Consider the following 25,704-nt stretch of genomic DNA (forward strand, 5'->3'; position numbering starts at 1 on the left):
CTGACGTACAGGAAGCGGATGAGGCGGCGTAGCGGGGTAAGGCGGCCAAAATCGTCAAAGCCCGATACTTGCACGGAACGCTACGACGTAGATCCGACAGGCATAAGCAGGAAGGTCGCGCGAATTACCCTGGGAGATCTGCACGCTTGCCACTGTGCTACCGAGCGCCGTGAGGCGCCGGAATGAGCGTGCAGAAGTCAGCCCAGGCCGTAGTAAGTGGCGAGTAACCGCGCCACCAAGGGCCGAACAGGTTATGCCGCCAGTAGGCGTCAGAGTCTTGTCGAATGTCGCAAAAGCAGAAATCTCTCAATACGAGGGCTGTCCCCCCAAGTCCCGGACGGAATCCGAGGTTTGCGGCTGGCAGTGCACAGACATCGGCGACGTCTGTGGCGTGGACGAACGCGGAGCCGGACACGCTGATGGCGCGGGTGCTTGCACCGGCGAATATGAAGCGTGCGTATCAGCGCGTGGTCAGCAACAAGGGAGCGCCGGGTGCCGATGGCATGACGGTCGACGAATTGGCGGGCCACGTAAAACAGTATTGGCCAACCCTCAAGGCGAGACTGCTGGCCGGCGAGTATCACCCACAAGGTGTGCGCGCCGTCGAAATCCCCAAGCCCAAAGGCGGCACCAGGCAGTTGGGTATCCCCTGCGTCGTGGATCGTTTGATCCAGCAGGCCCTGCTGCAACAACTCACGCCGATCTTCGATCCGCTGTTCTCGGACTACAGCTACGGTTTTCGTCCGGGCAGAAGCGTTCATCAAGCCATTGAAACAGCCCGCGCCCATGTGGCAGCGGGTCACCGTTGGTGCGTGGAACTTGATCTGGAGAAATTTTTCGATCGGGTCAATCACGACATTTTAATGGCCCACTTAGAGCGTCAAATCGAAGACAAGCAGGTGCTCAGGCTCATTCGCCGCTATCTCGAGGCCGGAACGATGACAGGCGGGATCTCCAGTCGACGGCAGGAAGGGACGCCGCAAGGCGGCCCGCTCTCGCCGTTGCTGTCGAATATCCTGCTCAACGAACTTGACCGCGAGCTGGAACGGCGGGGCCACCGCTTCGTGCGCTATGCCGACGACGCGAACATCTATGTGCGCAGTCGTCGTGCTGGCGCGCGAGTGATGGCCGGTGTTGAGCGTTTCCTGAATCAGCGCCTGAAACTGAGGCTGAACCGGGAAAAGAGTCGAGTAGCCGGGTCGTGGATGTGTGATTACTTGGGCTACGGGATGAGCTGGCATCAACCGCCGAGGCTGAGAGTGTCGACGATGAGTTTGGGTCGTTTACGCGACCGCCTCAGAAACCTGCTGCGCGGAGCGCGGGGCCACAAGATGGCGAACGTCGTCGAGCGTATAAACCCCGTGCTGCGCGGTTGGGCGGGCTACTTCAAGCTAAGTCAGAGCAAGCGACCCCTTGAGGAACTGGACGGTTGGGTGCGGCATAAACTTCGCTGCGTCATCTGGCGTCAATGGAAGCGGCCTTCAACGAGGGCGCGCAACCTGATGCGCCTGGGGCTCAGCGAAGCCCGCGCCTGTAAGTCAGCCTTTAATGGTCGCGGCCCATGGTGGAACTCGGGAGCGTCCCATATGAATCAGGCGTTGCCGAAGAAGCTGTGGGATCGGCTTGGACTGGTCTCGATACTGGATACGATCAACCGGCTTACCCGCATAGCCTGAACCGCCGTATACGGAACCGTACGTACGGTGGTGTGAGAGGACGGCGGATGTGAATCCGCCTCCTACTCGATTCTGTCCGTCGCTGAAGCGACCGAATAAACGGCTATTTCTTGTTCTTCAAACCGTAGCTTTCGTCGAGCATTCCCGGTACATCGGCGCTTTTCGGCGCGTAGTCCTTGGGCATTTCGTGATGTGCTGGTGCCTTGATACGTTCGCGCTTTTCACTGCTGTCATCAGCATGCAAGGTGGCGAGCAGGCGCTGGCGAGTCAGTTCATCCAGTGCCAGGCGATTGGCCCCATCGGACAGGTGCTGTTGCACGTCGAACTGGGTTTGGCTGAGCTTTTTCACCAGATTTGCGGTGGTATTGAAGTGGGTCACCACCTCACTCTGGTAGGTGGCGAAGCGTTCTTGAATTTCATCCAGCTGACGCTGGGTGCGGCTTGGCGCTGCGTTGGGCGCCAGGCGAGCAATCAGGAAGCCAATGGCAATGCCAGCGACCAGGGTAATGGCGGGTAGCAACCAGGCGGTGAGCGTCTGTTCCACGAGTCCTTCCTCTCTAAACGGCTTTGCTTTACGTTAACGGCTCGAACCTGCGCTGTATACCGCAATGCAATGCCGAGATGTGTGCGGCGGTATAGCTGTGTAGCAGCGCAGGCTGTAGCTAGACGAGTCGACCCACTGTGAGGTCACGGAGTTCCCTGTTGCTCACCCGCGAAACCCCTCTGATGATTGCCGGCCCCAGCGGCCAACTTGAAGCCCTGTGGCTGAACACCCCCGATCCCCGTGGTGTGGCGCTGATCTGCCATCCCAATCCGGTGCAGGGCGGTACCATGCTCAACAAGGTGGTCTCCACTTTACAGCGCACTGCCCGTGACAGTGGCTTGGCGACGTTGCGCTTTAATTACCGTGGCGTCGGCGCCAGCGCTGGCAGCCACGATATGGCCAGCGGTGAGGTGGATGATGCTGAGGCCGTAGCCAACTGGCTGCGTGCACAGCACCCCGAGCTACCCCTGACCCTGCTGGGTTTCTCCTTTGGCGGCTTTGTTGCCGCTGCCCTGGGCGCGCGCCTTGAGACCCAGGGCGTGACACTCGACAAGTTGTTTATGGTGGCGCCGGCGGTGCACCGGCTGACTGAGGAAGCCCCCCCAGCCAGCCACTGTCCGCTCATTGTGATCCAGCCCGAAGACGACGAAGTGATCGACCCGCAGGCGGTTTACCAGTGGTCGGCTGCACTCGGGCGTGCCCATGAGCTGCTGAAAGTGGCAGAATGCGGCCACTTTTTTCACGGCAAGCTTACAGACCTAAAAGATCTGCTGCTGCCTCGCCTCTGATCAGCTGCGCGTCGACCTGGCGTCGTTAAAATCAGGCTCGGAATGCTCATGTACAGCCGTACACTCCGCTTCCTCGCCTGCTTTTGCCTAGCCAGCTTCTAGCTCGCAAGATCAGCAAGATGGTTCAAGCAAAGCGAATTTGAATATGACCACTCGTATCCTTACCGGCATCACCACCACCGGCACGCCGCACCTGGGCAACTACGCGGGCGCGATTCGCCCGGCCATCGTTGCCAGCCGCGCGGCCGATGCGGATTCGTTCTACTTCCTGGCCGACTATCACGCGCTGATCAAGTGCGACGAACCGGCGCGTATCCAGCGTTCGCGTCTGGAAATCGCCGCAACCTGGTTGGCGTTGGGCCTGGATACTGACAAGGCGACCTTCTATCGTCAGTCGGATATTCCCGAGATTCCCGAGCTGTGTTGGCTGCTCACCTGCGTCGCCGGCAAGGGCCTGCTTAACCGTGCCCACGCCTACAAGGCTTCGGTGGACAAGAACGTCGAGCAGGGCGAAGACCCGGATGCCGGCATCAGCATGGGGCTGTTCAGCTACCCGGTGCTGATGGCTGCGGACATCCTGATGTTCAACGCGCACAAGGTGCCGGTCGGCCGTGACCAGATCCAGCACGTGGAAATGGCCCGCGACATCGCTCAGCGCTTTAACCACCTGTTCGGCAACGGCAAGGAGCTATTCACCCTGCCCGAGGCGGTGATCGAGGAAGACGTGGCAACCCTGCCGGGCCTCGACGGGCGCAAGATGAGCAAGAGCTACGACAACACCATTCCGTTGTTCGGCAGCGCCAAGCAGCTCAAGGACGCCGTCGCGCGCATCGTCACCGACTCCAAGCTGCCGGGCGAGCCGAAAGACCCGGACAGCTCGCACCTGTTTACCCTGTATCAGGCCTTTGCCGCGCCGACTCAGCAGGCGGACTTCCGCGCTGCGCTGGAGGGCGGCATGGCCTGGGGCGAAGCCAAGCAGGCGCTGTGCAACCTGCTGGAAGCCGAGCTGGGCGAGGCGCGCGAGCGTTATCACGCGCTGATCAGCAAACCGGCTGATCTGGAAGATATCCTCCTGGCCGGTGCCGCCAAGGCGCGCAAGACTGCTACGCCATTTCTTGGTGAACTGCGTGAGGCCGTTGGCCTGCGCTCGTTCCGCAGCCAGGCCGTCAACACGGCGGGCGAGAAGAAGAAAGCCGGCAAGAGCGCGCGCTTTGTCAGCTTCCGTGATGACGACGGCAGCTTCCGCTTCCGCCTGCTCGATGCCGCTGGTGAGCAGTTGCTGCTGTCCAAATCCTTTGCCGATGGCAAGGCTGCAGGCATGGTCAACAAACGCCTGCAATCCGGCGAGGCACTGGATGTACGCGAGCAGAGCGGCGGATTTGGCGTCTGGCTGGACGATGAATGCGTGGCGCAAAGCCCAGCATTTGCCGATAGCAGCGACTGTCAGGCGGCGATTCAGCGTCTGCGTGAGGCTCTAGCACCGCAGGAGTAAGGTGTAGGTTGGGTTGAGGAGCAACGCGACGAAGCCCAACATTGCGTTTTTGTTGGGCTTCGCTGCGCTCAACGCCAACCTACCCGATTGCCAATCAACGGGGCCGTCGCTAAAGTGACGCCCCCGTTTTACTTGCCCGGCTAACGAATTTATGACCCCTCTAGAACGCTACCAGGCTGACCTTAAACGCCCCGAATTCTTCCATGATGCCGCCCAGGAAACTGCGGTGCGTCATCTGCAGCGCCTGTATGACGACTTGGTCGCCGCCGACAAGGGCAGCTCCGGCATGTTCGGCAAGCTGTTTGGCAAAAAGCCGCAGGGGCCGGTCAAGGGCCTGTACTTCTGGGGTGGCGTGGGTCGCGGCAAGACGTATCTGGTCGACACCTTCTTTGATTCGCTGCCATTCGAGCGCAAGGTGCGCACGCACTTCCACCGCTTTATGAAGCGTGTGCACGAAGAAATGCGCACCCTCAAGGGCGAGAAGAACCCGCTGACCATTATCGGCAAACGTTTCGCCGATGAGGCGCGGGTGATCTGCTTCGACGAATTCTTCGTCAGCGATATTACCGACGCGATGATTCTCGCCACCCTGCTGGAGGAGCTGTTCAAAAACGGCGTCAGCCTGGTCGCCACCTCCAATATCGTGCCCGATGGCCTGTACAAGGACGGCCTGCAACGCGCGCGCTTCCTGCCGGCCATCGCCCTGCTCAAGCAGCACACCGAGATCGTCAATGTCGACAGCGGCATCGACTACCGCCTGCGCGCCCTTGAGCAGGCCGAGCTGTTTCACTGGCCGCTGGATGCTGCCGCCGAGGAAAGCCTGCAGAAGAGCTTTGTCAGCCTGCTACCCGAGCACTGCGAGGTGCAGGAAAACGAGCCGCTGATGATCGAAAACCGCGCCATCGTCGCGCGCAAGGTCGGTGACGACGTGGCCTGGTTCGACTTCCGCGAGCTGTGCGACGGCCCGCGCAGCCAGAACGATTACATTGAACTGGGCAAGATCTTCCACGCCGTGCTGCTGGCCAACGTCGAGCAGATGAGCACCGCCAAGGACGACATGGCTCGGCGCTTTATCAACCTGGTGGACGAGTTCTACGACCGCAACGTCAAGCTGATCATCTCTGCCGAAGTTGAGTTGAAAGACCTCTACACCGGCGGTCGTCTGACCTTCGAATTCCAGCGCACCCTCAGCCGCCTGCTGGAGATGCAGTCGCATGAGTTTCTCGCGCGGCCGCACAAGCCCTGAGTCGGGCAAGCAATCTGTAGGAGCTAGCTTGCTGGCGATCTTGCGTTCGATGATCGCGAGCAAGCTCGCTCCTACAAAAGCTACGAGCAGCGTGCGTGCCCAAGCAGGATAAACTCTGCACCATCGACTTATTTTCAGCGGTTAGCCCTATGACGTTTGCCTCCCTCGGCCTGATCGAGCCTCTGCTGCGCACCCTCGACAGCCTCGACTACAAAACCCCTACCGCCGTACAGGCTCAGGCCATAGTGCCGGTTCTGCAAGGCCGTGACCTGATGGCCGCCGCACAGACCGGCACCGGCAAAACCGCCGGCTTTGCCCTGCCCGTGCTGCAACGGCTGATGATGGAAGGGCCGCAGGTTGCCAGCAACTCGGTGCGCGCACTGGTGCTGGTGCCAACCCGTGAGCTGGCCGAGCAGGTGCTGCAGAGCTTTCTCACCTACGGTCAGCATCTGCCGCTGCGCAGTTACGCGGTGTATGGCGGGGTCAGCATTAATCCGCAGATGATGAAGCTGCGTAAAGGCGTGGATGTGCTGGTGGCCACCCCTGGCCGTTTGCTCGACCTCTATCGGCAGAATGCGGTGAAGTTCAACCAGGTGCAGACCCTGGTGCTGGACGAAGCCGACCGCATGCTCGACCTCGGTTTTGCCAACGAGCTGGAGAGTGTGTTCCGCGCGCTGCCGAAAAAGCGCCAGACCCTGCTGTTCTCCGCGACCTTCTCCGACGCGATCCGCGCCATGGCCGGCGAGATGCTCAATGATCCGCTGAGTATTGAGGTCAGCCCGCGCAATGCTGCTGCCAAATCGGTCAAGCAGTGGCTGATTCCGGTGGACAAGAAGCGCAAGAGCGAGCTGTTTCTGCACCTGTACCAGGCCAAGCGCTGGAGCCAGGCCCTGGTCTTCGTCAAGACCCGCAAGGGCGTCGATGAGCTGGAAGCCGAGCTGCAGCGCCACGGCATCAGCGCCGACTCGATCCACGGTGACAAGCCCCAGGCCACCCGCCAGCGCGCCCTGCAGCGCTTCAAGGACGGTGAGGTCAAGGTGCTGGTGGCCACCGATGTGGCGGCCCGTGGTCTGGATATCGACGACATGCCGCTGGTGGTCAACTTCGACTTGCCCATCGTCGCCGAAGACTATGTGCATCGTATCGGCCGCACCGGCCGTGCCGGCACCACCGGCCAGGCCGTATCGCTGGTGTGCGCCGATGAAGTGCAACTGCTCTCGGCCATCGAAACCCTGACCCAGCAAGTGCTGCAGCGCATCGATGAGCCGGACTTTATCCCCGACCACCGCGTACCGCAGACTTTGCCAGGCGGCCAGGTGGTGAAAAAGCCGAAGAAAGCCAAGAAGCCGAAAGTGGTTGGCGGCGGCAAGGGCGGCAGCCTGGGTCGTTGGATGGAGGCTGACGAACCGGCCACGCCATCGGTCAAGGCCGTGCGCAAGGTGCCGAGCTTTGGTAGCAAACCGGGTAAACCCGGCAAGTTTGTTAAGTAATCTCAGGCCGTAGGGTGGACAACGCGAAGCTTGTCCACCAGAGAAGCTAAATGTTCTGCGCAATCCGCCAAAGCACGCCGCTGGGATCGAAAATCACGAAATCGCGCATGCCCCATGGCTGATCCTGGGGCGGCACCAGGCGCACGTCGAAGCGCTCGCTGAGTCGCTCATCCAGCACCTTCTGCCACCAGGCGTCGACGTTCTCCACCAGCAGGTGCATGACGAAGTTCTCCGCCTGCTCCTTGACGTAGAAGTTCTGCAGCAGAAAGGCACAGTGATCGCCATGGCTGAAATAGGCCATGTCATCGCCGACCCAGCCAGGCTTGAAGCCCAACGCCTGATAGAACGCCTGGCTCAAGGCGAAGTCGCGGGCTGGCACGAAGGTTTTCAGTTCAACGCTTTGCAACATCGGGTAATTCCGGCACGAGAGTGATCGAGCAAGCTGATAACGGTTGCGCTAGCCCTCTGCTGGGGCCTACGGAGAGCAGAGGTTAACGACTGGCACGCGCCGTTTCCAGTTGCTTTTTGTGGGTCGCAGCGGCGGTCATGTCGTAGATCACCACGCAGATATGCTCGACCTCACCCTTGGCCCCAGCCAGCGGCAGCAAGGTGACGTTCTGGTACATAAAGTCTTCCTGGCCGGTGATCGGCTGGTAGTTCTTGAAGTGCATCAGATAGGGGTGCTGCTCCCACAGACTGAACGCGCGGGTGCCCAGTTGCACCACGGTATCAATCTTGCGTTTTAGCCAGGTTTCGTTGATTTCAGGGAACAGGCTGAACAGCGTCTTGCCATGCACTTCATCCGGGCCCATGCCGGAATGGTTCTCCATAAAGCTGTTCCACACTTCCACTTGGTACTGGCGGTCGAGCACGATCACGCCGACGTCGATGCACTGCACAATATCGAGCAGCCAGTGCACCTCTTGAATATCTATCTGTGCGGGCATGGACGTACCGCCTAGTTCATCAGGTAGTTGAGCTTGTTGGTCAGGCGCTTGATCGAGTCTTCGGTAAACAGCAGCAGCAAGTCGAAATGGATATTGTGCGCTTCCAGGCTGTAGCTGATTTCCACCGCCAGGGTCTTTTTCCAACGGCGCTGGTTGAGGTGGATCAGCCGCTCGATGGAGGAGTGTTGGCCGAGTAGCTGCGGATGGCCCTGGGAGAAGCGCACGTCGATCTGCTCGGCAATCCCGGCCAGGCACGCGCCGATCAGGATGCTGGCCAGATCCAGGAGCATTTCCGAGGTTTCTAGATCATCCTTCGGCTGCCAGTCGAGCAGGCGTGCCATATCGGCCACTTCCGAATCATGGAACAGCAGCAGCGACTCGCCCGCGATGCCATCGCCGATAAAGCCCTGGCACACCGCGCTCAGGTGTTCGCCACGCATGGCATCGGTGAGGGTCATATGCAGTTCGCTGACCTCGAAGATATTCACCTGTGGCACTGGCAGCTGCACAAAGACCCCGAGCGCTTTGGCCAGCAGCGCGGCGGCGCGGCCCATGGCGACGTTGGTGATCTCGCGCAGGGCATCGCGGAAATTGACTTTCAGCTCATCGAGCACCGCTGTTTGGGCTATGGCGCCGGGCGTGGCTTTCGGGTCGAACAGGCCAAGTTCGAGCAGGGTGGCGCGCAGTATCTCGGGGTCGGCGGGCTTCTTGATAAAGGCCAGGGCGCCGAGTTCCTTGACCCGGCGTACGGCTTCCTCTTGTACGTCTCCGGAAACCACCACCACCTTGCAGGCCAGGCCTTCGGCGCGAAGTGCGGCGAGGGTTTCGTAGCCATCCATGACCGGCATGGTCAGGTCCAGCAGCATTACCTGGCCAAGCCCCTGGCGCAGTGCAGCAAGGGCTTCCTGGCCATTGGTGGCTTGGCTGATGGTCACCGGCCATTCGGGCGGCAGAGCGCGAATCAACTGCTTGCGCGCCATGTTTGAGTCGTCGCAGACCACTAGAGGGATCACGGCTAGAGATTACCTGTGCGCGTTGAAGAGCACCGCTCTGGGGCGGTTTCCCTCAAGCATAGCCGTTTGAGATTGTGCGCGGAGGCTTATTCGGCCTTGTACGTGAGCCATGCCAGGATGCTCTGGGCGGCGCGGCGACCGCTGGCAAAGCATGCGGTTAGCAGGTAGCCACCAGTGGGCGCTTCCCAGTCGAGCATTTCCCCGGCGCAGAAGGTGCCAGGCAGCGCCTTGAACATCAGGTTGCCGTTCAGCTGTTCGAAGGGCACGCCGCCGGCCGTGCTGATGGCTTCATCCAGCGGCCTTGGGCGGATCAGGATGATTGGCAGGGATTTGATCGCGCTGGCCAGCAGGGCAGGATCATTGAACGTCTCGGCGCTGGCCAGCTCGCGCAGCAGGGCGGTCTTGACCCCGTCGATGCCGGCCTGGCGATGCAGATGCTTGGCCATCGACTGCGAGCCGCGTGGTTTGCTCAGGGCCGCCTGCAGCTTGGCCAACGGCGTCTGGGGCAGCAAATCGAGGTGAACGGTAGCGCTGCCGTGCAGGTTGATCGTCTCGCGAATAACGGCCGATAAGGCATACACCAGGCTGCCTTCGATGCCGCTGGCAGTCAGCACAAACTCGCCCAGGCGCGGCGTGTCACCGGGCAGGTTGAGGCTGACGTTTTTTAGCGGCGCGCCAGCGAATTTGTCGCGCAGAAACGGGCTCCAGGCGCTGACATCAAAGCCGCAGTTGCTCGCCTGCAAGGGCGCGATAGTCACACCACGCGCTTGCAGCAGGCTGACCCAGGCACCGTCCGAGCCCAGTCGCGCCCAACTGCCGCCGCCCAGAGCCAGCAGGGTGGCGTCCACTTTGATCAGGTGTTCGCCGGCGGGCGAGGCGATCCGCAGCGCCCCCTGGTTATCCCAGCCCAGCCAGCGATGGCGAGTGTGGATCTGCACGCCCAGTTCGCGCAGGCGCTTGAGCCAGGCGCGCAGCAGCGGTGCGGCTTTCATGTCGGTGGGGAACACCCTGCCTGAGGTGCCGACAAAGGTGTCGATGCCCAGATCGTGAATCCAGGCGCGCAGGGTGTCGGCATCGAAGTCCTGCAGCAGTTCGGCCACTTCCGCCTGACGCTGGCCGTAACGGGCGACAAAGGCCGGCTTGGCCTCGGAATGGGTGATATTCATGCCGCCGACGCCGGCCAAGAGGAACTTGCGCCCCACCGAAGGCATGCCGTCATAAAGATCGACCTGCACGCCGCTCTGGGCCAGCACCTCAGCCGCCATCAGCCCGGCGGGGCCGCCGCCGATAATGGCAACGCGGGGAGCTGGCTGTTGGGTGTTAGTAGTCATGGCTTTGTCGGCGGGGATTAAGGGCGTGCATTCTAACCGAGGCCGCCGCGACCTTGTCATTTGCCCCGGCTTCGGGCAGGGTCGCGGGGTGAATTTCTGACTGGAGCCCCTTATGTCTGACCTCTATCCCAGCATCGACCCCGACGGCCTGATCGAATACTCGGTGGTCTACACCGACCGCTCCCTCAACCATATGTCGCAGTCGTTTCAGTGCGTGATGAAGGATATTTCCAGCACCCTGAAACAGGTCTACAACGCCCATGCGATGGCTATAGTGCCGGGTAGTGGCACCTATGGCATGGAAGCGGTGGCGCGTCAGCTGGCCACCGGGCAGAAGTGCCTGGTGCTGCGCAATGGTTGGTTCAGCTACCGCTGGACGCAGATTTTCGAGATGGGCCAGATCCCCTCCGAATCAATCGTGCTCAAGGCCCGCCCGGTCGCCGAAGGCAGCCAGGCGGCGTTTTCCCCGCCACGGCTGGTCGATGTGCTGGCTGTAATTGCCGCCGAAAAGCCCCAAGTGGTGTTCGCCCCCCATGTGGAAACCTCTTCCGGGATGATCCTGCCGGACGGCTACCTGCGCGCCGTGGCGGATGCCGTGCATGCAGTCGGCGGCCTGTTTGTGCTCGATTGCATCGCCTCCGGCACCCTCTGGGTGGATATGCAGGCCTGCGGTATCGACGTGCTGATCAGCGCTCCGCAAAAAGGCTGGAGCGCCTCACCCTGCTGCGCTCTGGTCATGCTTAGTGAAGCTGCCCAGGCCCGCGTCGAAGCCACGCAAAGTACCAGCTTTGCCTGCGACCTGAAGAAGTGGCTGCAGATCATGCAGGCCTACGAACAGGGCGGCCACGCGTACCACGCCACCATGCCCAGCGATGCCCTGGCGCGTTTCCGCGATGCCATGCGTGAGGCGCAAGCCTTAGGCTTTGCCACCGTGCGCCAGCAACAACAGGAGCTCGGCGACCGCGTGCGCGCATTACTGGCCAGCAAAGGCTTTAAAAGCGTCGCCGCCGAAGGTTTCGAAGCCCCCGGTGTGGTGGTGTGTTACACCACAGATGCCAGCATCAAAAACGGCAGCAAATTCGCCGCCCAGGGCCTGCAAATCGCTGCCGGCGTGCCGTTGCAGTGTGATGAACCGGCGGACTTTCAGACCTTCCGTCTGGGACTGTTCGGGCTGGATAAGTTGGGCAATATCGACCGCACCGTGGCGACGTTGGAGCAGGCGCTAGATAAGGTGTTGGCGGGGTAGAACCCTAGAGTGCGTAGTGCGTAGGATGGGTTGAGCAACGCGATACCCATCACTCTCTTGGCCTCGCAGCGATACCTGCTGATGGGTATCGCTGCGCTCAACGCCATCCTACGGTTTTAGCCGACCTTTATCGCCTGCAGGGTATAGCTCAGCGGCAGTCTTTCTGGCTGGTTATTCAGCCGCCATTCGCCATCCTCGCCCAGGCTCATCTGGCACGGCAGGGCTTCCCAGGGGATGCTGGTGTGTTCTTCCAGCGCGGTCAGGCGCATACCGTGGCGCAGCAGCGCCGTGATGATTTCGCCCAGGCCATGGTTCCATTCGTGGGTGGTGGTGGCGGTTAGTTTGCTGTCGCTGGCTACGTAGCTGTACTCGTCATCCCAGACCATCGGCGCGCTATGTTCAAAGTAGGGCTGAGTGATCTGCAGGGCATCGTGGCAGTCTTCGTCGAGCGTCATCAGTACGGGATGCATCTCGCGCAGGAATAGCCGTCCGCCGGGTTTGAGCAGGGCCGCGACATTGCGCGCCCAGCCATCAATCTTCGGTAGCCAGTTCAGCGCACCGATGCCCGTATAAACCAGATCGAACGATTGCGCTTCGAGCACCTTGGCGGCGTCGTACACCGACGCTTCGACGTACTCGATCTGTTCGCCACAGGCGCTTGCCAACTGGCGGGCCTGCTCCAGCGAGGCTGCAGAAAAATCCAGGCCGCTTATCTGCGCGCCCAGGCGGGCCAGCGACAGGGTGTCGGTGCCGATATGGCACTGCAGGTGCACCGCGCGCAGGCTGCGGATATCGCCAAGGCGCGGCAGGTCAAAGCGCACTACTTCGGATAAATGCATGGGTGAGGCAATAAACAGCTGAATTTGGTAATCAGGCGAGGCCGCATGCAGGGCGGCGCGCTCGTTCCAGTTGGCTTGGTTCAGGGCAAACGAATCATCCATGACGGTGTTTCCATTCAGTGTGTGGGGGAGTGCTTATCCAGTGCGTAGGATGGGTTGAGCATCGCGATACCCATCACTCTGCCTGGCGTTGCAGCGATACCTGCTGATGGGTATCGCTGCGCTCAACGCCATCCTACGGGTGGCTGTGCTTATTCAGCGCGCTCAGTATGGCGTAGGCCGCCTTGATTCTGGCCGCGTTGGGGTAGTTCTTGTTGGCCAGCATAACTAGCCCCTGTTGCTGGCCGGGGACAAACACCGCGTAGGCGCCGAAGCCGCCGGTGGAGCCAGTTTTGTTAAACAGGCTGCTGCCTGGCTCGAATTCAGGTGGTGCGAGGCGGCTGGCTTTTTGTGCTTCCAGCACCATCGCTGGGGAGTTGCCTGCCTGCAGGCGTTCCAGGCTGATCGGGTAGGGGTAACGCTCCCAGCCGAGGCCCTGGGTCATTTCGCCGACGCGGTAATAGCCCGTCTGCGTGGTGGCGATGGCGCGCTGCAGTTCTTGGCTCAGGCCGGATGGGCTGAGGTTGGCCTGGACAAAACGCAGCATGTCCCTGGCATTGGTTTTTACCCCGTAGGCTTCGGCGTCGAGCATCCCTGGCGAGACGCGCAGCGGCTGGTTGTCTTTGCTATAGCCGTAGGCATAGCGCGGCATCTGCGCGGCTGGCACTTGGATATAGCTGTGCGACATGCCGAGCGCGGGGAACAGGGTGCCTTCCATCAGCGTGGGGAAGGGTTGGCCCATGCTGCGTGCGGCGAGAAAGCCGAGCAGGCCGATGCTGGGGTTGGAGTAGCGCCTGTGGCTGCCAGGCGCATATTCAGGCTGCCACTGGCGGTAATAGGCGAGCATGCTGGCTGGGTCGGTCACGATGTCAGGAAACTGCAGCGGCAGCCCGCCAGCGGTGTAGGTGCCGAGGTTGAGCAGGCCGGCGTGTTCCAGCTGGCTGCCACGCAGCTCGGGCCAGTGCTGGCCGGCGCTGTCGCTGAGGGTCAGCTTGCCGGTTGCCTGTGCCAGACCCGCGAGGGTGGCGGTGAGCGTTTTACTTAGCGAGCCGATTTCAAACAGGGTGTCGCGGGTCACCGGCTGCTGGTCATCCAGCCGCGCCACGCCATAGTTGAAATAGTGCGCCTGGCCGTTGTGGCTGATCGCCACGGCCATGCCGGCGATGTCGTATTCCGCCATCACCGGGCGGATGGTTTCGTCTACCAGTGACTGCAGTGTGTCGGCTGCGTGTGCAGCGCTGCCGAATGTGAGTGCGGCGAGCAGGGCTGGCAGAGTGCTGAATTTTCCGTGCATGCTGTGTGAGGTTCCTTGGTCGTTTTGGGCTTTTGGGGCGTAAAGATGGGCGATGTGACAGTGCATGTCGCGCTTTTATCCCGGTTCTGTCCCAATAGCGTGTTGCAAGGGCGATAAGTCGTAGGTTGGGTTGAGGAGCAACGCGACGAAGCCCAACGATCCTGCCCCAAGCTGTTGGGCTTCGCTACGCTCAACGCCAACCTACCTGGGCATGCAGGCTGCAGCCGCGCAAAGCGGGGTAATCCACGCGCGCCAGCCCCATGCAACACATGTCTGGGACATAGCCTTTATCCCGGCCCGCGCGCCTGCCAGATTTTGGCCGCGCTGTGGTGGAGAATGCCGTGGCGCTTGGCCAGGGCGTGGCGGTCTTTGTCATAGCCGCCGCCGATCAGCCCAACTACCGGAATGTCGCGGCCCAGGCAGTGATTGAGCACGGCTTCGTCACGGGCAGCGATGCCGGCGTCCGTCAGGTTGAGGTAGCCGAGGGCGTCGTGCTGGTGCACGTCGACGCCAGCGTCGTACAGCACAATATCCGGCTGATACAGCGGCAGCAGGTAGTTGAGGGTATCGTTGACCACCTTTAAATAATCGTCATCACCCATGCCGTTGGGCAAGGGAATATCCCAGTCGCTGGCTGCCTTGCGCGCCGGGTAATTCTTTTCGCAGTGCAGCGATACGGTGATTGCCTCTGGGGTGTTTTCCAGCAGGCGCGCGGTACCGTCGCCCTGATGCACATCGCAGTCGAAGATCAGCACGCGCTGGGCTTTGCCGCTGGCCAGCAGGTACTGACTGATCACCGCCAGGTCGTTGAAGATGCAGAACCCGGCCGGGTGATTGTAATGCGCGTGGTGGGTGCCGCCGGCCAGGTGACAGGCCAGGCCATGTTGCAACGCCTGTTCAGCCGCCAGCAGCGAGCCACCCACGGCGCGAATGGTGCGCTGCGCCAGAGCGGCGCTCCAGGGTAGACCGAGGCGGCGTTGTTCCTCATCAGCCAGTTCGCCGCTGGCGAAGCGTTGGATATAGGCCGGGCAGTGAGCCAGGGCGAGTACGTCCGTTGGGCACAGGTCGGGGCGCAGCAAGTCGGCGTCTGTGCACAGGCCACTTTCCACCAGATGGTCGCGCAGCAGGCGAAACTTCTCCATGGGGAAGCGGTGCTTGGCCGGGAAGGGTGGGCTGTAATCGTCGTGGTAAACCAGCGGCAGGCGCATGGTGGCGGGCTCGGGCGGAAGTGCCTGCAGTATGGCGAGCGCTCGGAGTGGGCTCAACCCTGGCTGTCGATTGGCCATAATGCTGCCATTATTGTCCGCATCCATCTTTCAGTCGGGCCCACAAGCGTTGGCAAAGTCTTTACCATCGCGCTCAATCTAGATGCCTTGCCGGGCCTGCTGCGAGTGGCCCCTCGAATCATCAAGGCCGGCGTGGCAGCCGCGTCCCTCATCCGGCGCTTCGCGCCACCTTCTCCCTGAGGGAGAAGGGCATAAGGAAGGCGTCGCTACGCGACTTTCACGTTATTTGGAGAGCATGCATGAGTCAGGTGTTGAATGAGTTGGTCGCCCTGCTGACCCTGGAAACCATCGAAGAAAATCTGTTTCGTGGCGTCAGCCAGGACCTCGGCTTTCGCCAGTTGTATGGCGGCCAGGTGTTGGGCCAGTGCGTCTCGGCGGCTAGCCAGACCGTGGAGCCTGCTCGGCATGTGCATTCCATGCACGGCTACTTCCTGCGCCCCGGCGATGCCACGCTGCCGGTGGTTTATCAGGTTGAGCGCGTGCGCGATGGCGGCAGCTTCAGCACGCGGCGGGTGACGGCGATCCAGAAGGGTAAGCCGATTTTTACCTGCAGCGCGTCGTTCCAGTTCGATGAAGAAGGCTTTCACCATCAGAACCTGATGCCGCAAGTCCCTGGCCCGGAAGAGCTGAGATCGGAAACCGAACTGGCGCGCCTGGTGGTCGATGCATTGCCGGAGCGCATGCGTGAGCGGGCGGTAAGCGATAAGCCAATCGAGATTCGCCCGGTGACGGTCGATAATCCCTTTGCGCCAAAACCCAGCGAGCCGGTTAAACATGTGTGGTTTCGCGCCGCTGGTGAGTTGCCGGATGATCCGCAGTTACACAAATATCTGCTGGGCTACGCCAGCGACTTCAATTTGCTGACCACCTCGATGCTGCCGCACGGCGTGTCGGTGTGGCAGAAATTTATGCAGGTCGCTAGCCTCGACCACTCGCTGTGGTTTCACGGCAACCTACGCATGGACGACTGGCTGCTCTACAGCATGGACAGCCCCTGGGCCGGCAATGCCCGTGGCTTCTCCCGTGGCAGCATTTTCAACCGTCAGGGGCATTTGGTTGCCTCGGTCGCCCAAGAAGGTCTTACCCGCATACGTGAGGATTGGAAGTGAGCCTGAGCGCTGCCCGCCATTGGGTGTTCGATATGGACGGCACCCTGACCTTGGCTGTACACGACTTCGAGGCGATCAAGCGGGCGCTGGATATTCCCCTGGCGGAAGACATCCTTGGCCATCTGGCCGCGCTGCCCGAGGCAGTGGCCGCCGCCAAACACGCCTGGCTGCTGGAGCACGAGCGGGAGCTGGCTTTGGCTTCGCAGCCGGCGCCCGGAGCGATTGATCTGGTGCGCGAGCTGCACGGGCGTGGCTGTCGCCTCGGCATTCTCACCCGCAATGCCCATGAGCTGGCGCTGCTGACCCTGCGCGCCATCGGTCTGGATGACTGCTTTGCCGTGGCGGATGTGATCGGCCGCGATGAAGCGCCGCCCAAGCCTGATCCGGGCGGCCTGCTGCATTTCGCCAGTGCCTGGCAGGTGGCTCCCAGCGAGCTGGTGATGGTCGGCGATTACCGCTTTGACCTGGAATGCGCCCGCGCCGCCGGGGCGCGCAGCGTGCTGGTCAACCTGGCGGAAAACCCCTGGCCGGAGTTGGCTGATCACTTCGCCGTGGATTGCACGGCGTTGCAGCGGGCGTTGTAGCGGACGAGCGCAGTCAGTCGTGTAGCCTGGATAAGCGCAGCGCAATCCTGGACGGCTGGCGCGCGTATTCGACAATGCCCCGGATTGCATCCGGGCTACGGGGTGCGCGTTGGTAGGGAGGACATGGCGCAGCCTTGTCCGCCACTGGTATCTGGAAGGTGGACAAGCCTTCGGTATGTCCACTCTACGAGGTTGTAGACCTTGCACATGCACATAGGGTCTACGGTTAACCGCCGCGTCTGTTAATGACAGCAGCCGGACTCCAGGTCCTTGAGGATCGGGCAGTCCGGGCGGTCGTTGCCCTGGCAGTTGTCCATCAGGTCCTTGAGGGTGTCGCGCAGGCCGCTGAGTTCGCTGATCTTGCGTTCCAGCTCGCTGATATGCGCGGCGGCAAGGGCTTTTACATCGGCGCTGGCGCGCTGGCGGTCTTGCCACAGGGCCAGTAGCTGGCTGACTTCGGTCAGGGAAAAGCCCAGATCGCGCGAGCGTTTGATAAACGCCAGGCGGTGCAGGTCCTGCTGGCTGTACTGGCGGTAGCCGCTGTCGGTGCGGTCGGCGGCGGGCAGCAGGTCGATGCTTTCGTAGTAGCGAATCATCTTGGCGCTAAGGCCGGTTTGCTTGGCGGCTTGGCCGATGTTCATGGTCGTCTCGCAAAGGTTGTTCGTAGGATGGCGTTGAGCGTAGCGATACCCATCAAGCGATTTATGCCTGTACCCGCTGGCATGGCGAATATCGATGATGGGTTACGGCGGTTGCGTTCTTGGGGCTGCCGGATAATTTACTTGCGCCTAACCCATCCTCCGGGCTGCGGGGTCAATCACCCCCAGATTTCATCCGGGCTACGGTTTTTCCGCATCCTTGGGCTTCCAGGTTTTCAGCAGCAGAGCATTGCTCACCACGCTAACACTGCTCAGCGCCATGGCTGCGCCGGCGAGCATTGGGTTGAGCAGGCCGGCGGCCGCCAGCGGAATGCCGACCAGGTTATAGGCAAAGGCCCAGAACAGGTTCTGGCGGATCTTGTTGTAGGTGCGCCGGCTGATATCCAGGGCGTCGGCCACCAGGCGCGGATCGCCGCGCATCAGGGTGATGCCGGCGGCGTGCATGGCCACGTCGGTGCCGCTGCCCATGGCGATGCCGACATCCGCAGCGGCCAGTGCCGGCGCGTCGTTGATGCCGTCGCCGACCATGGCCACCACCGCGTGTTTTTTCAGCTCAGTGATGATCGTTGCCTTGTCCGCCGGTAGCACTTCGGCATGGGCCTCCGTGATACCCAAGGTCTGGGCCACCGCCTGTACGCTGCCAGAGTTGTCGCCGCTGATCAGGTGGCTGGCGATGCCTTGAGCGGTCAGCGCGGCGATGGCATCAACGGCGCCGGGTTTGAGCGTGTCGCCAAAGGCGAACAGGCCGAGCACTTGTGGTTGCGGTGCCAATTCCAGCAGCCAGGACAGGGTGCGGCCTTCGGCCTCCCAGGCCAGGGCGTCGGCCGCCAGTTCGTCAGGCAGCAGAACGTGTTCTTCCAGCAAACGCTTGTTGCCCAGGGCCAGTTGCCGCTCGCCGATCTGCCCGGCAATACCGCGCCCGGCCAGCGCCTTGCTGTTGCTGACGTCGGCGAGGCTCAGCTGCTGCTCTGTGCACTGATCCAACACCGCCTTGGCCAGGGGATGTTCGCTGCCGCGCTGCAGGGCGCCGGCCAGTTGCAGCAACTGCGCGCTATATGCAGCATCAGGGCCATCGACCGCGCGCAGGTGGGCGATGCGTGGGCTGCCTGCGGTCAGGGTGCCGGTCTTGTCGAAGGCCACCAGGGTTACCGAATGGGCAATTTCCAGGGCTTCGGCGTCTTTGATCAGAATGCCGTGGCGCGCTGCCACGCCGGTGCCGGCCATGATCGCCGTGGGCGTTGCCAGGCCAAGGGCGCAGGGGCAGGCGATTACCAGCACGGCCACGGCATTGAGCAGCGCAGTTTCGATACCAGCGCCGAGTAGCAGCCAGCCGAGCAAGGTGGCGAGGGCGATCAGCAGCACGCTGGGCACAAACACCTGGCTGACTTTATCCACCAGCTTCTGGATCGGCGCTTTCGCCGCCTGGGCATCTTCGACCAGGCGGATGATCCGCGCCAGCACGGTTTCCGCACCTAGGGCGGTGGTTTCCACCAGCAGACGGCCTTCGCCATTGATTGCCCCGGCAGTGACGCTATCCCCTGGCTGCTTGGGCTGCGGCAGGCTTTCGCCGCTGATCAGCGCCTCGTCAGCATGGCTTTGGCCTTCGCGAACCAGGCCATCGACCGGGAAGCGTTCACCGGGCTTGACCACGATGGTGTCGCCCAATTGCAGCTCAGCGAGTGCCATCCATTGCTCGACGCCGTTCTGCAGGCGCAGGGCGCGTTCCGGGCGCAGGGCCTGCAGGGCGCGAATGGCGCTGCTGGTCTGGCGCTTGGCGCGGCTCTCCAGGTATTTGCCGAGCAGGATCAGGGTGATGATCACCGCCGAAGCTTCGAAATACAGATGCGGCATGCTGCCGGGCGGGCTCACCGCCCATTGATACAAACTCAGGCCGTAGGCGGCGCTGGTGCCAATGGCCACCAGCTGATCCATATTCCCGGCACGGGCGCGCAGCGCGCTCCAGGCCGCGCGGTAGAAGCGTGCGCCGAAGATAAATTGCACCGGCGTGGCCAGGGCGAACTGGACCCAGGCCGGCAGCATCCAGTGCAGACCGAAGGGGTCGGCAAGCATGGGAATAACCAGCGGTACGCTCAGCGCAATGGCCAGCAGCAGGGACCAGCGTTCGCGCTGCAGTTGTTTGGCTGCCGTGGCCTGGGTTGTCTGTGGGTCGCCGATCAGGTTGGCGCGGTAGCCCGCCTGGCTGACGGCTTGCAGCAGGGCGTTGTGATCCGTGCCACGTAGCACCTGCAATTGCGCCCGCTCGCTGGCCAGGTTGACGCTGACCGAAAGCACGCCCGACTGTTGCGCCAGGGCACGTTCGATACGCCCCGCGCAGCTGGCGCAGGTCATGCCTTCAAGATTCAGCTCCAGGCGCTCGCTGGGCACTTCATAACCGGCTGCGCTGACGGCATTAACCAGCTGTTCCAGGCTGCTGGCAGGCGCTTCGACGCGCGCCTGCTCGCTGGCCAGGTTGATGCTGACACTGGCGACATCGGCCACCTTGGCCAGCGCGCGCTCGACCCGCCCGGCGCAGCTGGTGCAGGTCATGCCGCTGATGGGCAGGTTAAAGGTGGTGAGGCTGGACATGAATGGTCCTCCATTGAGTTCCAGCACAGGATCAACCTTGCCATGCTGGTAAGGTCAAGCCCTTTTATCCCTTGACCTTACCCTTATGGCAAGGCCAACACTCAGCTATCCGTTTACCATGGCGGCTTATTTATTCAGGAGGTTGTTTATGCAGGTTTCTCAGGTTCATGCATTCCGGGTCGATGGCATGACTTGCCAGCATTGCGTTAAGACCATCACCGAGGCGCTGTTGGCCTGTGACCCGGCGGCGGATGTGAAAGTGAAGTTTCCCGGCGGCGAAGTGCAGGTGAGCAGCAGCGTGCCGGTGGATCAACTGATGGTCGCCATTGTCGAGCAGGGTTACGGCGTCAGCCTGGCGTAAGTACTGCGGCGTTTGGCCAGTCGCGGATCAGCCCGCGAAAGCAGGCATCAATCATCGGCGCGGCGTCGCTGAGCGGGTCGAACAGATTGGGGTCGCGCGACCAGTCGTAGAACAGGCCGATCAGCAACGCATGCACGGTGCGTGCGGCCAGTCGTGGTGTCAGCCCGGCATGCAGGCGCACTGACGGCGTGTTGAACTGCTGTTCGCAGAGCGCGATAAACAGGTTGATAAAGGCTTCCTGGCGCTCTTCGGCCTCGCGCAATTCTTCGGTGAATTCGCAGCGGCGCAGCAGGATGGTGAAGATGCGCTTCTTCTGCGGCTCGCGGGCTAGATTCTCGATGGCCTCGATGCATAGCCCGCGCAGGGTCATTAGCGGGTCATGCTCGGGGCAGCCGCGCATGCGTTCGGCCAGCTGTTCCGGCGGCAGGCGCACCTGATTAAGCATGGCGTTGAACAGGTCAGCTTTGTTGGCAAAGTGCCAATACACCGCGCCGCGCGTCACTCCAGCATTTCGCGCAATGTGCTCTAAGCTAGTGTGCGCCACGCCTTTTTGCAGAAACAGCGTTTCGGCAGCCTCAAGGATGGCGCAACGGGTTTTCTCGGCTTCTTCTTTGGTTCGGCGCATGGCGGCAGGCGTATTTCTGGCTAGGCTAAGCACAAAGTGTAATGAACTTAAGGGTAATGTCCTATTTACAACCACTTGTGTATGTAACTAGCATTGCTGGTCTCAAACGTTGCGCCTTGCGTTTTTTCGGAGACATCCATGCTTTTCCCTCGTCGTCTGCCGGTTACTGCCGGCTCCTTGCTGTTGGCTTTTTTGGCCGCCCCGCTGTTTGCCGCCGATGCTCCGCCAGCGCCCGAGGTGGTGGTGGAAATCGTCAAGGCTGAGGCACTGCCGCTGGAGCTTGAATATTCCGCGCGTACTGCGGGCTTCCGTGAAGTGCAGGTGCGCGCCCAGGTCAGTGGCATTCTGCAGGAACGCACCTATCTGGAAGGCAGCCAGGTCAAGCAGGGCCAGGTAATGTTTCGCATCGACCCGCGCACCTACCAGGCCGCACTGAGCCGCGCCAAAGGCGCGCTGGCGCAGGAGCAGGCGCGCTATCGGCAGACCGCGCGTGACCTCAAACGCATCCGCGAATTGCAGAAAAAGGGCTTTGCCAGCGAGAGTGAGCTGGACAACGCCGTCTCCAACTTTGAGCAGAGCAAAGCCAATATCCAGGCCGCCGAGGCCGAGGTGCAGTCCAAGCAAATCGATCTTGACTACACCACAGTCAAAGCGCCGATCTCGGGCATCACCAGCAAGGAAACCGTCTCCGAAGGCAGTCTGATGGTGGCCGGCGATCCGAATGCCAGCCTGCTGAGCAATATCACCCAACTGGACCCCATCTACGTCAACTTCGCTGCCCCGGATTCCGATGTGGAAAGCGTGCGCAGCGGCCTGCAGAACGGCAGCTTGATGCTGCCGGAAGACGGCAAAATGAGCGTGCAGATCAAACTCGGCGACGGCAGCGTCTATCCGCTGGAAGGCAAGGTGGACTTCACCGACAGCCTTGTGGATCGCGGCACCGGCACCGTCAGCGCCCGCGCCGTAGTGCCCAACCCGGATCAGACGCTGTTGCCGGGTCAGTTCGTGCGGGTACAGGTCAAAGGCCTGAGCATCCCCAATGCCATGACTCTGCCGGAACGCGCGATTTCTCAGGGCCCTGGCGGCACCTTCGTCTACGTGGTGGATGAGGGCGGCGTGGCGCGTATGCGTCAGGTCACCACCGGGCATACGGCTAAAGGCCGCTGGGTGATTGTGTCCGGCATCAGCGCAGGTGACCGGGTGATCGTCGAGGGCCTGCCGAAGGTGCGCCCGGACAGCCCGGTCAAAGTTGCCGCCCCAGCTGCCAGCCAATCCTAAGGAGCGTTCCCGGTGATCTCACGCTTCTTTATCGACCGTCCGGTATTTGCTGCGGTCATCTCGATCATTATCGTGCTGGCGGGCCTGATGGCCATGCGCTCGTTGCCGATCGCCCAGTATCCGCAGATCCTCCCGCCGCAAGTATCGGTCAGCGCCAGCTATGCCGGGGCCAGCGCCCAGGTGATTGCTGAAACAGTGGCCGCCCCGCTTGAACAATCGATCAACGGCGTTGAGGGGATGATCTACCAGCAGTCCAACTCCGGCGGCAACGCCATGAGCTTGTCGGTGTACTTCGAGGTGGGCCGCGACCCGGATCAGGCCACTATCGACGTTAACAATCGCGTGCAGGCCGCCCTGGCCAAACTGCCGGAAGAAGTACGCCGGCAGGGCGTCAAGGTGCAGAAGAAGTCCTCGGACATTCTTCAGGTGGTGACCCTGTATTCGCCGGATGGCTCGCGCGACCCGGTGTATATCAGCAACTACGCGCTAATCAATGTGATCGATGAGCTCAAGCGCCTGCCGGGTGTGGGCGATGTCAGCCAGTTTGGCTCGAAAGACTATTCCATGCGCATCTGGCTGCGCCCGGACAAGCTGGCGCAGTACAACCTGACGCCCACCGATGTGGTCAACTCGATCCGTGAGCAGAACTCGCAGTTTGCCGCCGGCAGCTTCGGCCAGCAGCCGCTCAAGCAGGAGCAGGACTTCACCTACACGGTGACCACTCAGGGCCGTTTCACCGACCCGAAAGAATTCGAAAACGTCATTCTGCGTACCGACGACACTGGCGCCAGCCTGCTGCTCAAGGATGTCGCGCGGATTGAACTGGGCGCTCAGGATTACTCGCTGATGACCTCGCTCAACGGTCAGCAGAACGCTGCGTTTGGCGTGTACCTACAGCCCGGCGCGAATGCCCTGGACACCGCCGAGGCGGTTAGCAATACCCTGGAGCGGCTGTCGAAGAACTTCCCCAGCGGCATGACCTACAAGGTGCCTTACGACACCACCAAATTCGTCAGGGTGTCGATCAAGGAGGTGATCCACACCTTCTTCGAAGCCCTGATCCTGGTGGTGCTGGTGGTGTTTATCTTCCTGCAAAACTGGCGCGCCACACTGATCCCGGTGTTGGCGATTCCGGTTTCGCTGGTCGGCACCTTCGCCGGGATGTACATGCTTGGTTTCTCGATCAACCTGCTGACCCTGTTCGGCATGGTGCTGGCCATCGGTATCGTGGTGGACGACGCCATTGTGGTGATCGAGAACGTCGAGCGGGTGATGAACACCGACAAGATCGGCCCGCGCGAGGCGACCATCAAGGCCATGGAGGAGGTGACCGGGCCGATCATCGCCATCGTCCTGGTGCTCTGCGCGGTATTTATTCCGGTGGGCTTTCTCGGCGGCCTGGCCGGGGAGATGTATAAACAGTTCGCCATCACCATCGCTATTTCGGTGCTGATCTCTGGCATCGTGGCCCTGACCCTGAGTCCGGCGCTGTGCGCCTTGCTGCTCAAACCCGGGCACCACGAGCCAGCAGCGCCGTTCCGCGCGTTCAACCGGGTTTTCGACAAGCTGACCAGCGGCTATACCGCTGGCGTGCGTTTCTTCCTCAAGCGTTCGGCGGTCGGTTTGCTGCTGTTTGGCGCGATGATTGCGCTGATGGTGGTGCTGTTTAATCGGGTGCCCAGCTCCCTGGTGCCTAACGAAGACCAGGGCTATGTGATCAACGCCTATTTCCTGCCGCCCGCCGCCTCGCTGACCCGTACCGAGAAGCTAACCGGTGACGTGACCCAGCAGTTGATGGCCCATCCTGCGGTGCAGGACGTGGTGACCTTCGCCGGCTTCGACGTGTTGACCTTCGGTACTCGCAGCAACGCCGGGGTGTCCTTCGTGCCGCTGAAAGACTGGAGTGAGCGCACCACGCCTGAGCTGGATGCGCGCAACCTGACCGGTGAATTTATGGGCATGGGCGCAGCGCAGAAAGACGGTGTGGTGATGAGCTTCAACCCGCCGCCGATTACCGGCATGAGCACCACGGGCGGTTTTGAAGGCTATATCCAGGACCGCAGTGGTGGCACCACCGCGCAGCTGGCCGAAAAGGTGCAGGCCTTCCTTGCCGCAGCAGCGAAACGCCCTGAACTGGCTGGGGTGCAGAGCACCTTCAGTGCCAACGTGCCGCAGTACTTTATTGACTTGGATCGCACCAAGGCGCGCGCCCTGGGTGTGGCCGTGAATGATGTATTCACCGCCATGCAGGCGACTTTCGGTAGCTATTACGTCAACGATTTCAGCCTGTATGGCCGTACCTTCCAGGTCAGCTTGCAGGCCGAGGCGGAGTTCCGCAGTAAGCCCGAAGACCTGTCCCAGGTCTATGTGCGCGCGGGCAGTGGCGAGCTGGTGTCGCTGGCCAGTCTGGTCAAGGTCGAGCGGATTCTCGGCCCGGATACCTATGCACGTTTCAACGTCTACCCGGCGGCGAAGATCCTCGGCGGGCCGGCCCCTGGCTTCAGCTCCGGTCAGGCCTTGAGTGCGATTCAGGAAGTGGCGGGTGAGGTGCTGGGTAGCGATTACAGTATCGGCTGGACCGGCTCGGCCTTCCAGGAAGTGGCCTCGCAAGGTTCGGGTAGCAGTGCCTTTATCTTCGGTCTGATCATGGTGTTCCTGATCCTCGCTGCGCAGTACGAGCGCTGGACCCTGCCGCTGGCGGTGGTGACCGCCGTGCCGTTTGCGGTGTTCGGCGCGATTCTCGCGGTGTGGCTGCGCGGTATCGAGAACGACCTGTACTTCCAGGTCGGCCTGGTCACCCTGATCGGTCTGGCAGCGAAGAACGCCATCCTCATCGTCGAATTCGCCGTGCTTTGCAGGCGCCAGGGCATGGGCATCTTCGAGTCGGCGCTGGAGGCTTCGCGCTTGCGTTTCCGCCCGATCATCATGACCTCGCTGGCCTTCATTCTCGGTGTTGTGCCGCTGGCGATCAGCTCGGGCGCAGGTTCGGCCAGCCGTCACTCGATTGGCACCGGGGTGATCGGCGGGATGATGGCGGCGACCTTCCTGGCGATCTTCCTGATCCCGATGTTCTACCTGCTGGTGGAATCGCTGGCAGAGAAAATCGGCAAAGGCCGGAAAAAGGCCGGCACGCCGGTTTGAGTAGCGCCCGCCAGTAATGACAAACCGTAGCCCGGATGCCATTCGGGAGCGGTTTGTCAGGCCGCTGTAG

The 25,704-nt window shown here is 61.7% G+C and carries 22 protein-coding genes; 11 read left to right on the forward strand and 11 right to left on the reverse strand.

Going from position 1 to position 25,704, the window contains the following annotated elements:
• The first annotated feature begins 419 nt into the window (after positions 1-419).
• Complete coding sequence (gene ltrA, locus AC0T4W_RS03720; protein ID WP_476323438.1) at positions 420-1,676, forward strand: group II intron reverse transcriptase/maturase; 1,257 nt, start codon at positions 420-422, stop codon at positions 1,674-1,676.
• Between the two features lie 103 nt (positions 1,677-1,779).
• On the opposite strand, the gene AC0T4W_RS03725 is transcribed toward ltrA, so the two are convergent.
• Entirely contained in the window at positions 1,780-2,220 is a 441-nt protein-coding gene (locus tag AC0T4W_RS03725) for a Z-ring associated ZapG family protein (protein ID WP_476316296.1), read from the reverse strand.
• Between the two features lie 158 nt (positions 2,221-2,378).
• Here AC0T4W_RS03725 and AC0T4W_RS03730 point away from each other — a divergent pair, with 158 nt between their 5' ends.
• The 4 genes from AC0T4W_RS03730 to AC0T4W_RS03745 all read left to right on the forward strand — a co-directional run bounded on the left by AC0T4W_RS03730 (position 2,379) and on the right by AC0T4W_RS03745 (position 7,236).
• Complete coding sequence (locus AC0T4W_RS03730) at positions 2,379-3,008, forward strand: alpha/beta hydrolase (RefSeq protein ID WP_476316299.1); 630 nt, start codon at positions 2,379-2,381, stop codon at positions 3,006-3,008.
• A 145-nt stretch (positions 3,009-3,153) separates the two neighbouring features.
• The gene (locus AC0T4W_RS03735; RefSeq protein ID WP_476316302.1) at positions 3,154-4,500 is read left to right on the forward strand and encodes a tryptophan--tRNA ligase; all 1,347 of its coding nucleotides are present in this window, start codon (positions 3,154-3,156) and stop codon (positions 4,498-4,500) included.
• Between the two features lie 151 nt (positions 4,501-4,651).
• On the forward strand, positions 4,652-5,746 hold the full coding sequence (zapE, locus tag AC0T4W_RS03740) for a cell division protein ZapE (protein WP_275961852.1): 1,095 nt from the start codon (positions 4,652-4,654) through the stop codon (positions 5,744-5,746).
• 149 nt (positions 5,747-5,895) lie between these two features.
• Entirely contained in the window at positions 5,896-7,236 is a 1,341-nt protein-coding gene (locus tag AC0T4W_RS03745; protein WP_476316306.1) for a DEAD/DEAH box helicase, read from the forward strand.
• Positions 7,237-7,282: 46 nt separating this feature from the next.
• Here the strand turns inward: AC0T4W_RS03745 and AC0T4W_RS03750 are convergent, their stop codons facing one another.
• The 4 genes from AC0T4W_RS03750 to AC0T4W_RS03765 form a co-directional block, all read right to left on the reverse strand.
• Positions 7,283-7,645, reverse strand: a complete 363-nt coding sequence (locus tag AC0T4W_RS03750) for a VOC family protein (protein ID WP_476316309.1) — start codon at positions 7,643-7,645, stop codon at positions 7,283-7,285.
• Positions 7,646-7,727: 82 nt separating this feature from the next.
• Complete coding sequence (locus AC0T4W_RS03755; RefSeq protein ID WP_476316312.1) at positions 7,728-8,183, reverse strand: PAS domain-containing protein; 456 nt, start codon at positions 8,181-8,183, stop codon at positions 7,728-7,730.
• Between the two features lie 11 nt (positions 8,184-8,194).
• On the reverse strand, positions 8,195-9,163 hold the full coding sequence (locus AC0T4W_RS03760; RefSeq protein ID WP_476316315.1) for a response regulator: 969 nt from the start codon (positions 9,161-9,163) through the stop codon (positions 8,195-8,197).
• Positions 9,164-9,282: 119 nt separating this feature from the next.
• Complete coding sequence (locus tag AC0T4W_RS03765) at positions 9,283-10,527, reverse strand: TIGR03862 family flavoprotein (protein ID WP_476316318.1); 1,245 nt, start codon at positions 10,525-10,527, stop codon at positions 9,283-9,285.
• A gap of 112 nt (positions 10,528-10,639) precedes the next feature.
• Between AC0T4W_RS03765 and AC0T4W_RS03770 the strand changes: the two genes are divergently transcribed.
• The gene (locus AC0T4W_RS03770; protein WP_476316321.1) at positions 10,640-11,773 is read left to right on the forward strand and encodes an aminotransferase class V-fold PLP-dependent enzyme; all 1,134 of its coding nucleotides are present in this window, start codon (positions 10,640-10,642) and stop codon (positions 11,771-11,773) included.
• Between the two features lie 116 nt (positions 11,774-11,889).
• Here the strand turns inward: AC0T4W_RS03770 and AC0T4W_RS03775 are convergent, their stop codons facing one another.
• The 3 genes from AC0T4W_RS03775 to AC0T4W_RS03785 all read right to left on the reverse strand — a co-directional run bounded on the left by AC0T4W_RS03775 (position 11,890) and on the right by AC0T4W_RS03785 (position 15,213).
• Positions 11,890-12,714: a class I SAM-dependent methyltransferase gene (locus AC0T4W_RS03775; protein WP_476316324.1), complete on the reverse strand. Its 825-nt coding sequence runs from the start codon at positions 12,712-12,714 to the stop codon at positions 11,890-11,892.
• 133 nt (positions 12,715-12,847) lie between these two features.
• Entirely contained in the window at positions 12,848-14,005 is a 1,158-nt protein-coding gene (gene ampC / locus AC0T4W_RS03780) for a class C beta-lactamase (RefSeq protein ID WP_476316327.1), read from the reverse strand.
• 287 nt (positions 14,006-14,292) lie between these two features.
• Positions 14,293-15,213, reverse strand: coding sequence for a histone deacetylase family protein (locus AC0T4W_RS03785; RefSeq protein WP_476316330.1), 921 nt, complete (start codon positions 15,211-15,213; stop codon positions 14,293-14,295).
• Positions 15,214-15,530: 317 nt separating this feature from the next.
• Between AC0T4W_RS03785 and tesB the strand changes: the two genes are divergently transcribed.
• Both tesB and AC0T4W_RS03795 read left to right on the forward strand, forming a co-directional pair.
• Positions 15,531-16,400 (forward strand): acyl-CoA thioesterase II, encoded by an 870-nt coding sequence (tesB, locus tag AC0T4W_RS03790; RefSeq protein WP_476316333.1) that lies wholly within the window; start codon positions 15,531-15,533, stop codon positions 16,398-16,400.
• Positions 16,397-16,984 carry an HAD family hydrolase gene (locus AC0T4W_RS03795; RefSeq protein ID WP_476316336.1) on the forward strand — a complete coding sequence of 196 codons (588 nt, stop codon included), beginning with the start codon at positions 16,397-16,399 and terminating at the stop codon, positions 16,982-16,984. The genes tesB and AC0T4W_RS03795 overlap by 4 nt, the downstream gene beginning before the upstream one ends.
• Before the next feature lie 242 nt (positions 16,985-17,226).
• On the opposite strand, the gene cueR is transcribed toward AC0T4W_RS03795, so the two are convergent.
• Positions 17,227-17,625 (reverse strand): Cu(I)-responsive transcriptional regulator, encoded by a 399-nt coding sequence (gene cueR, locus AC0T4W_RS03800; RefSeq protein WP_476316339.1) that lies wholly within the window; start codon positions 17,623-17,625, stop codon positions 17,227-17,229.
• 198 nt (positions 17,626-17,823) lie between these two features.
• Positions 17,824-20,229 (reverse strand): heavy metal translocating P-type ATPase, encoded by a 2,406-nt coding sequence (locus AC0T4W_RS03805; RefSeq protein WP_476316342.1) that lies wholly within the window; start codon positions 20,227-20,229, stop codon positions 17,824-17,826.
• Between the two features lie 148 nt (positions 20,230-20,377).
• Between AC0T4W_RS03805 and AC0T4W_RS03810 the strand changes: the two genes are divergently transcribed.
• A complete protein-coding gene (locus AC0T4W_RS03810; protein ID WP_476316345.1) occupies positions 20,378-20,590 on the forward strand; it encodes a heavy-metal-associated domain-containing protein in 213 nt (70 codons plus the stop codon).
• Here AC0T4W_RS03810 and AC0T4W_RS03815 read toward each other — a convergent pair.
• On the reverse strand, positions 20,577-21,215 hold the full coding sequence (locus tag AC0T4W_RS03815) for a TetR family transcriptional regulator (protein WP_476316348.1): 639 nt from the start codon (positions 21,213-21,215) through the stop codon (positions 20,577-20,579). The two genes, AC0T4W_RS03810 and AC0T4W_RS03815, sit on opposite strands and share 14 nt — an antisense overlap.
• A gap of 138 nt (positions 21,216-21,353) precedes the next feature.
• Between AC0T4W_RS03815 and AC0T4W_RS03820 the strand changes: the two genes are divergently transcribed.
• Together AC0T4W_RS03820 and AC0T4W_RS03825 are read left to right on the forward strand one after the other, a co-directional pair.
• Entirely contained in the window at positions 21,354-22,493 is a 1,140-nt protein-coding gene (locus AC0T4W_RS03820; RefSeq protein WP_476316351.1) for an efflux RND transporter periplasmic adaptor subunit, read from the forward strand.
• A gap of 12 nt (positions 22,494-22,505) precedes the next feature.
• Positions 22,506-25,634: an efflux RND transporter permease subunit gene (locus tag AC0T4W_RS03825; RefSeq protein WP_476316354.1), complete on the forward strand. Its 3,129-nt coding sequence runs from the start codon at positions 22,506-22,508 to the stop codon at positions 25,632-25,634.
• Positions 25,635-25,704: the final 70 nt, after the last annotated feature.

The sequence above is a fragment of the Pseudomonas sp. C7.1 genome, from assembly GCF_056312395.1.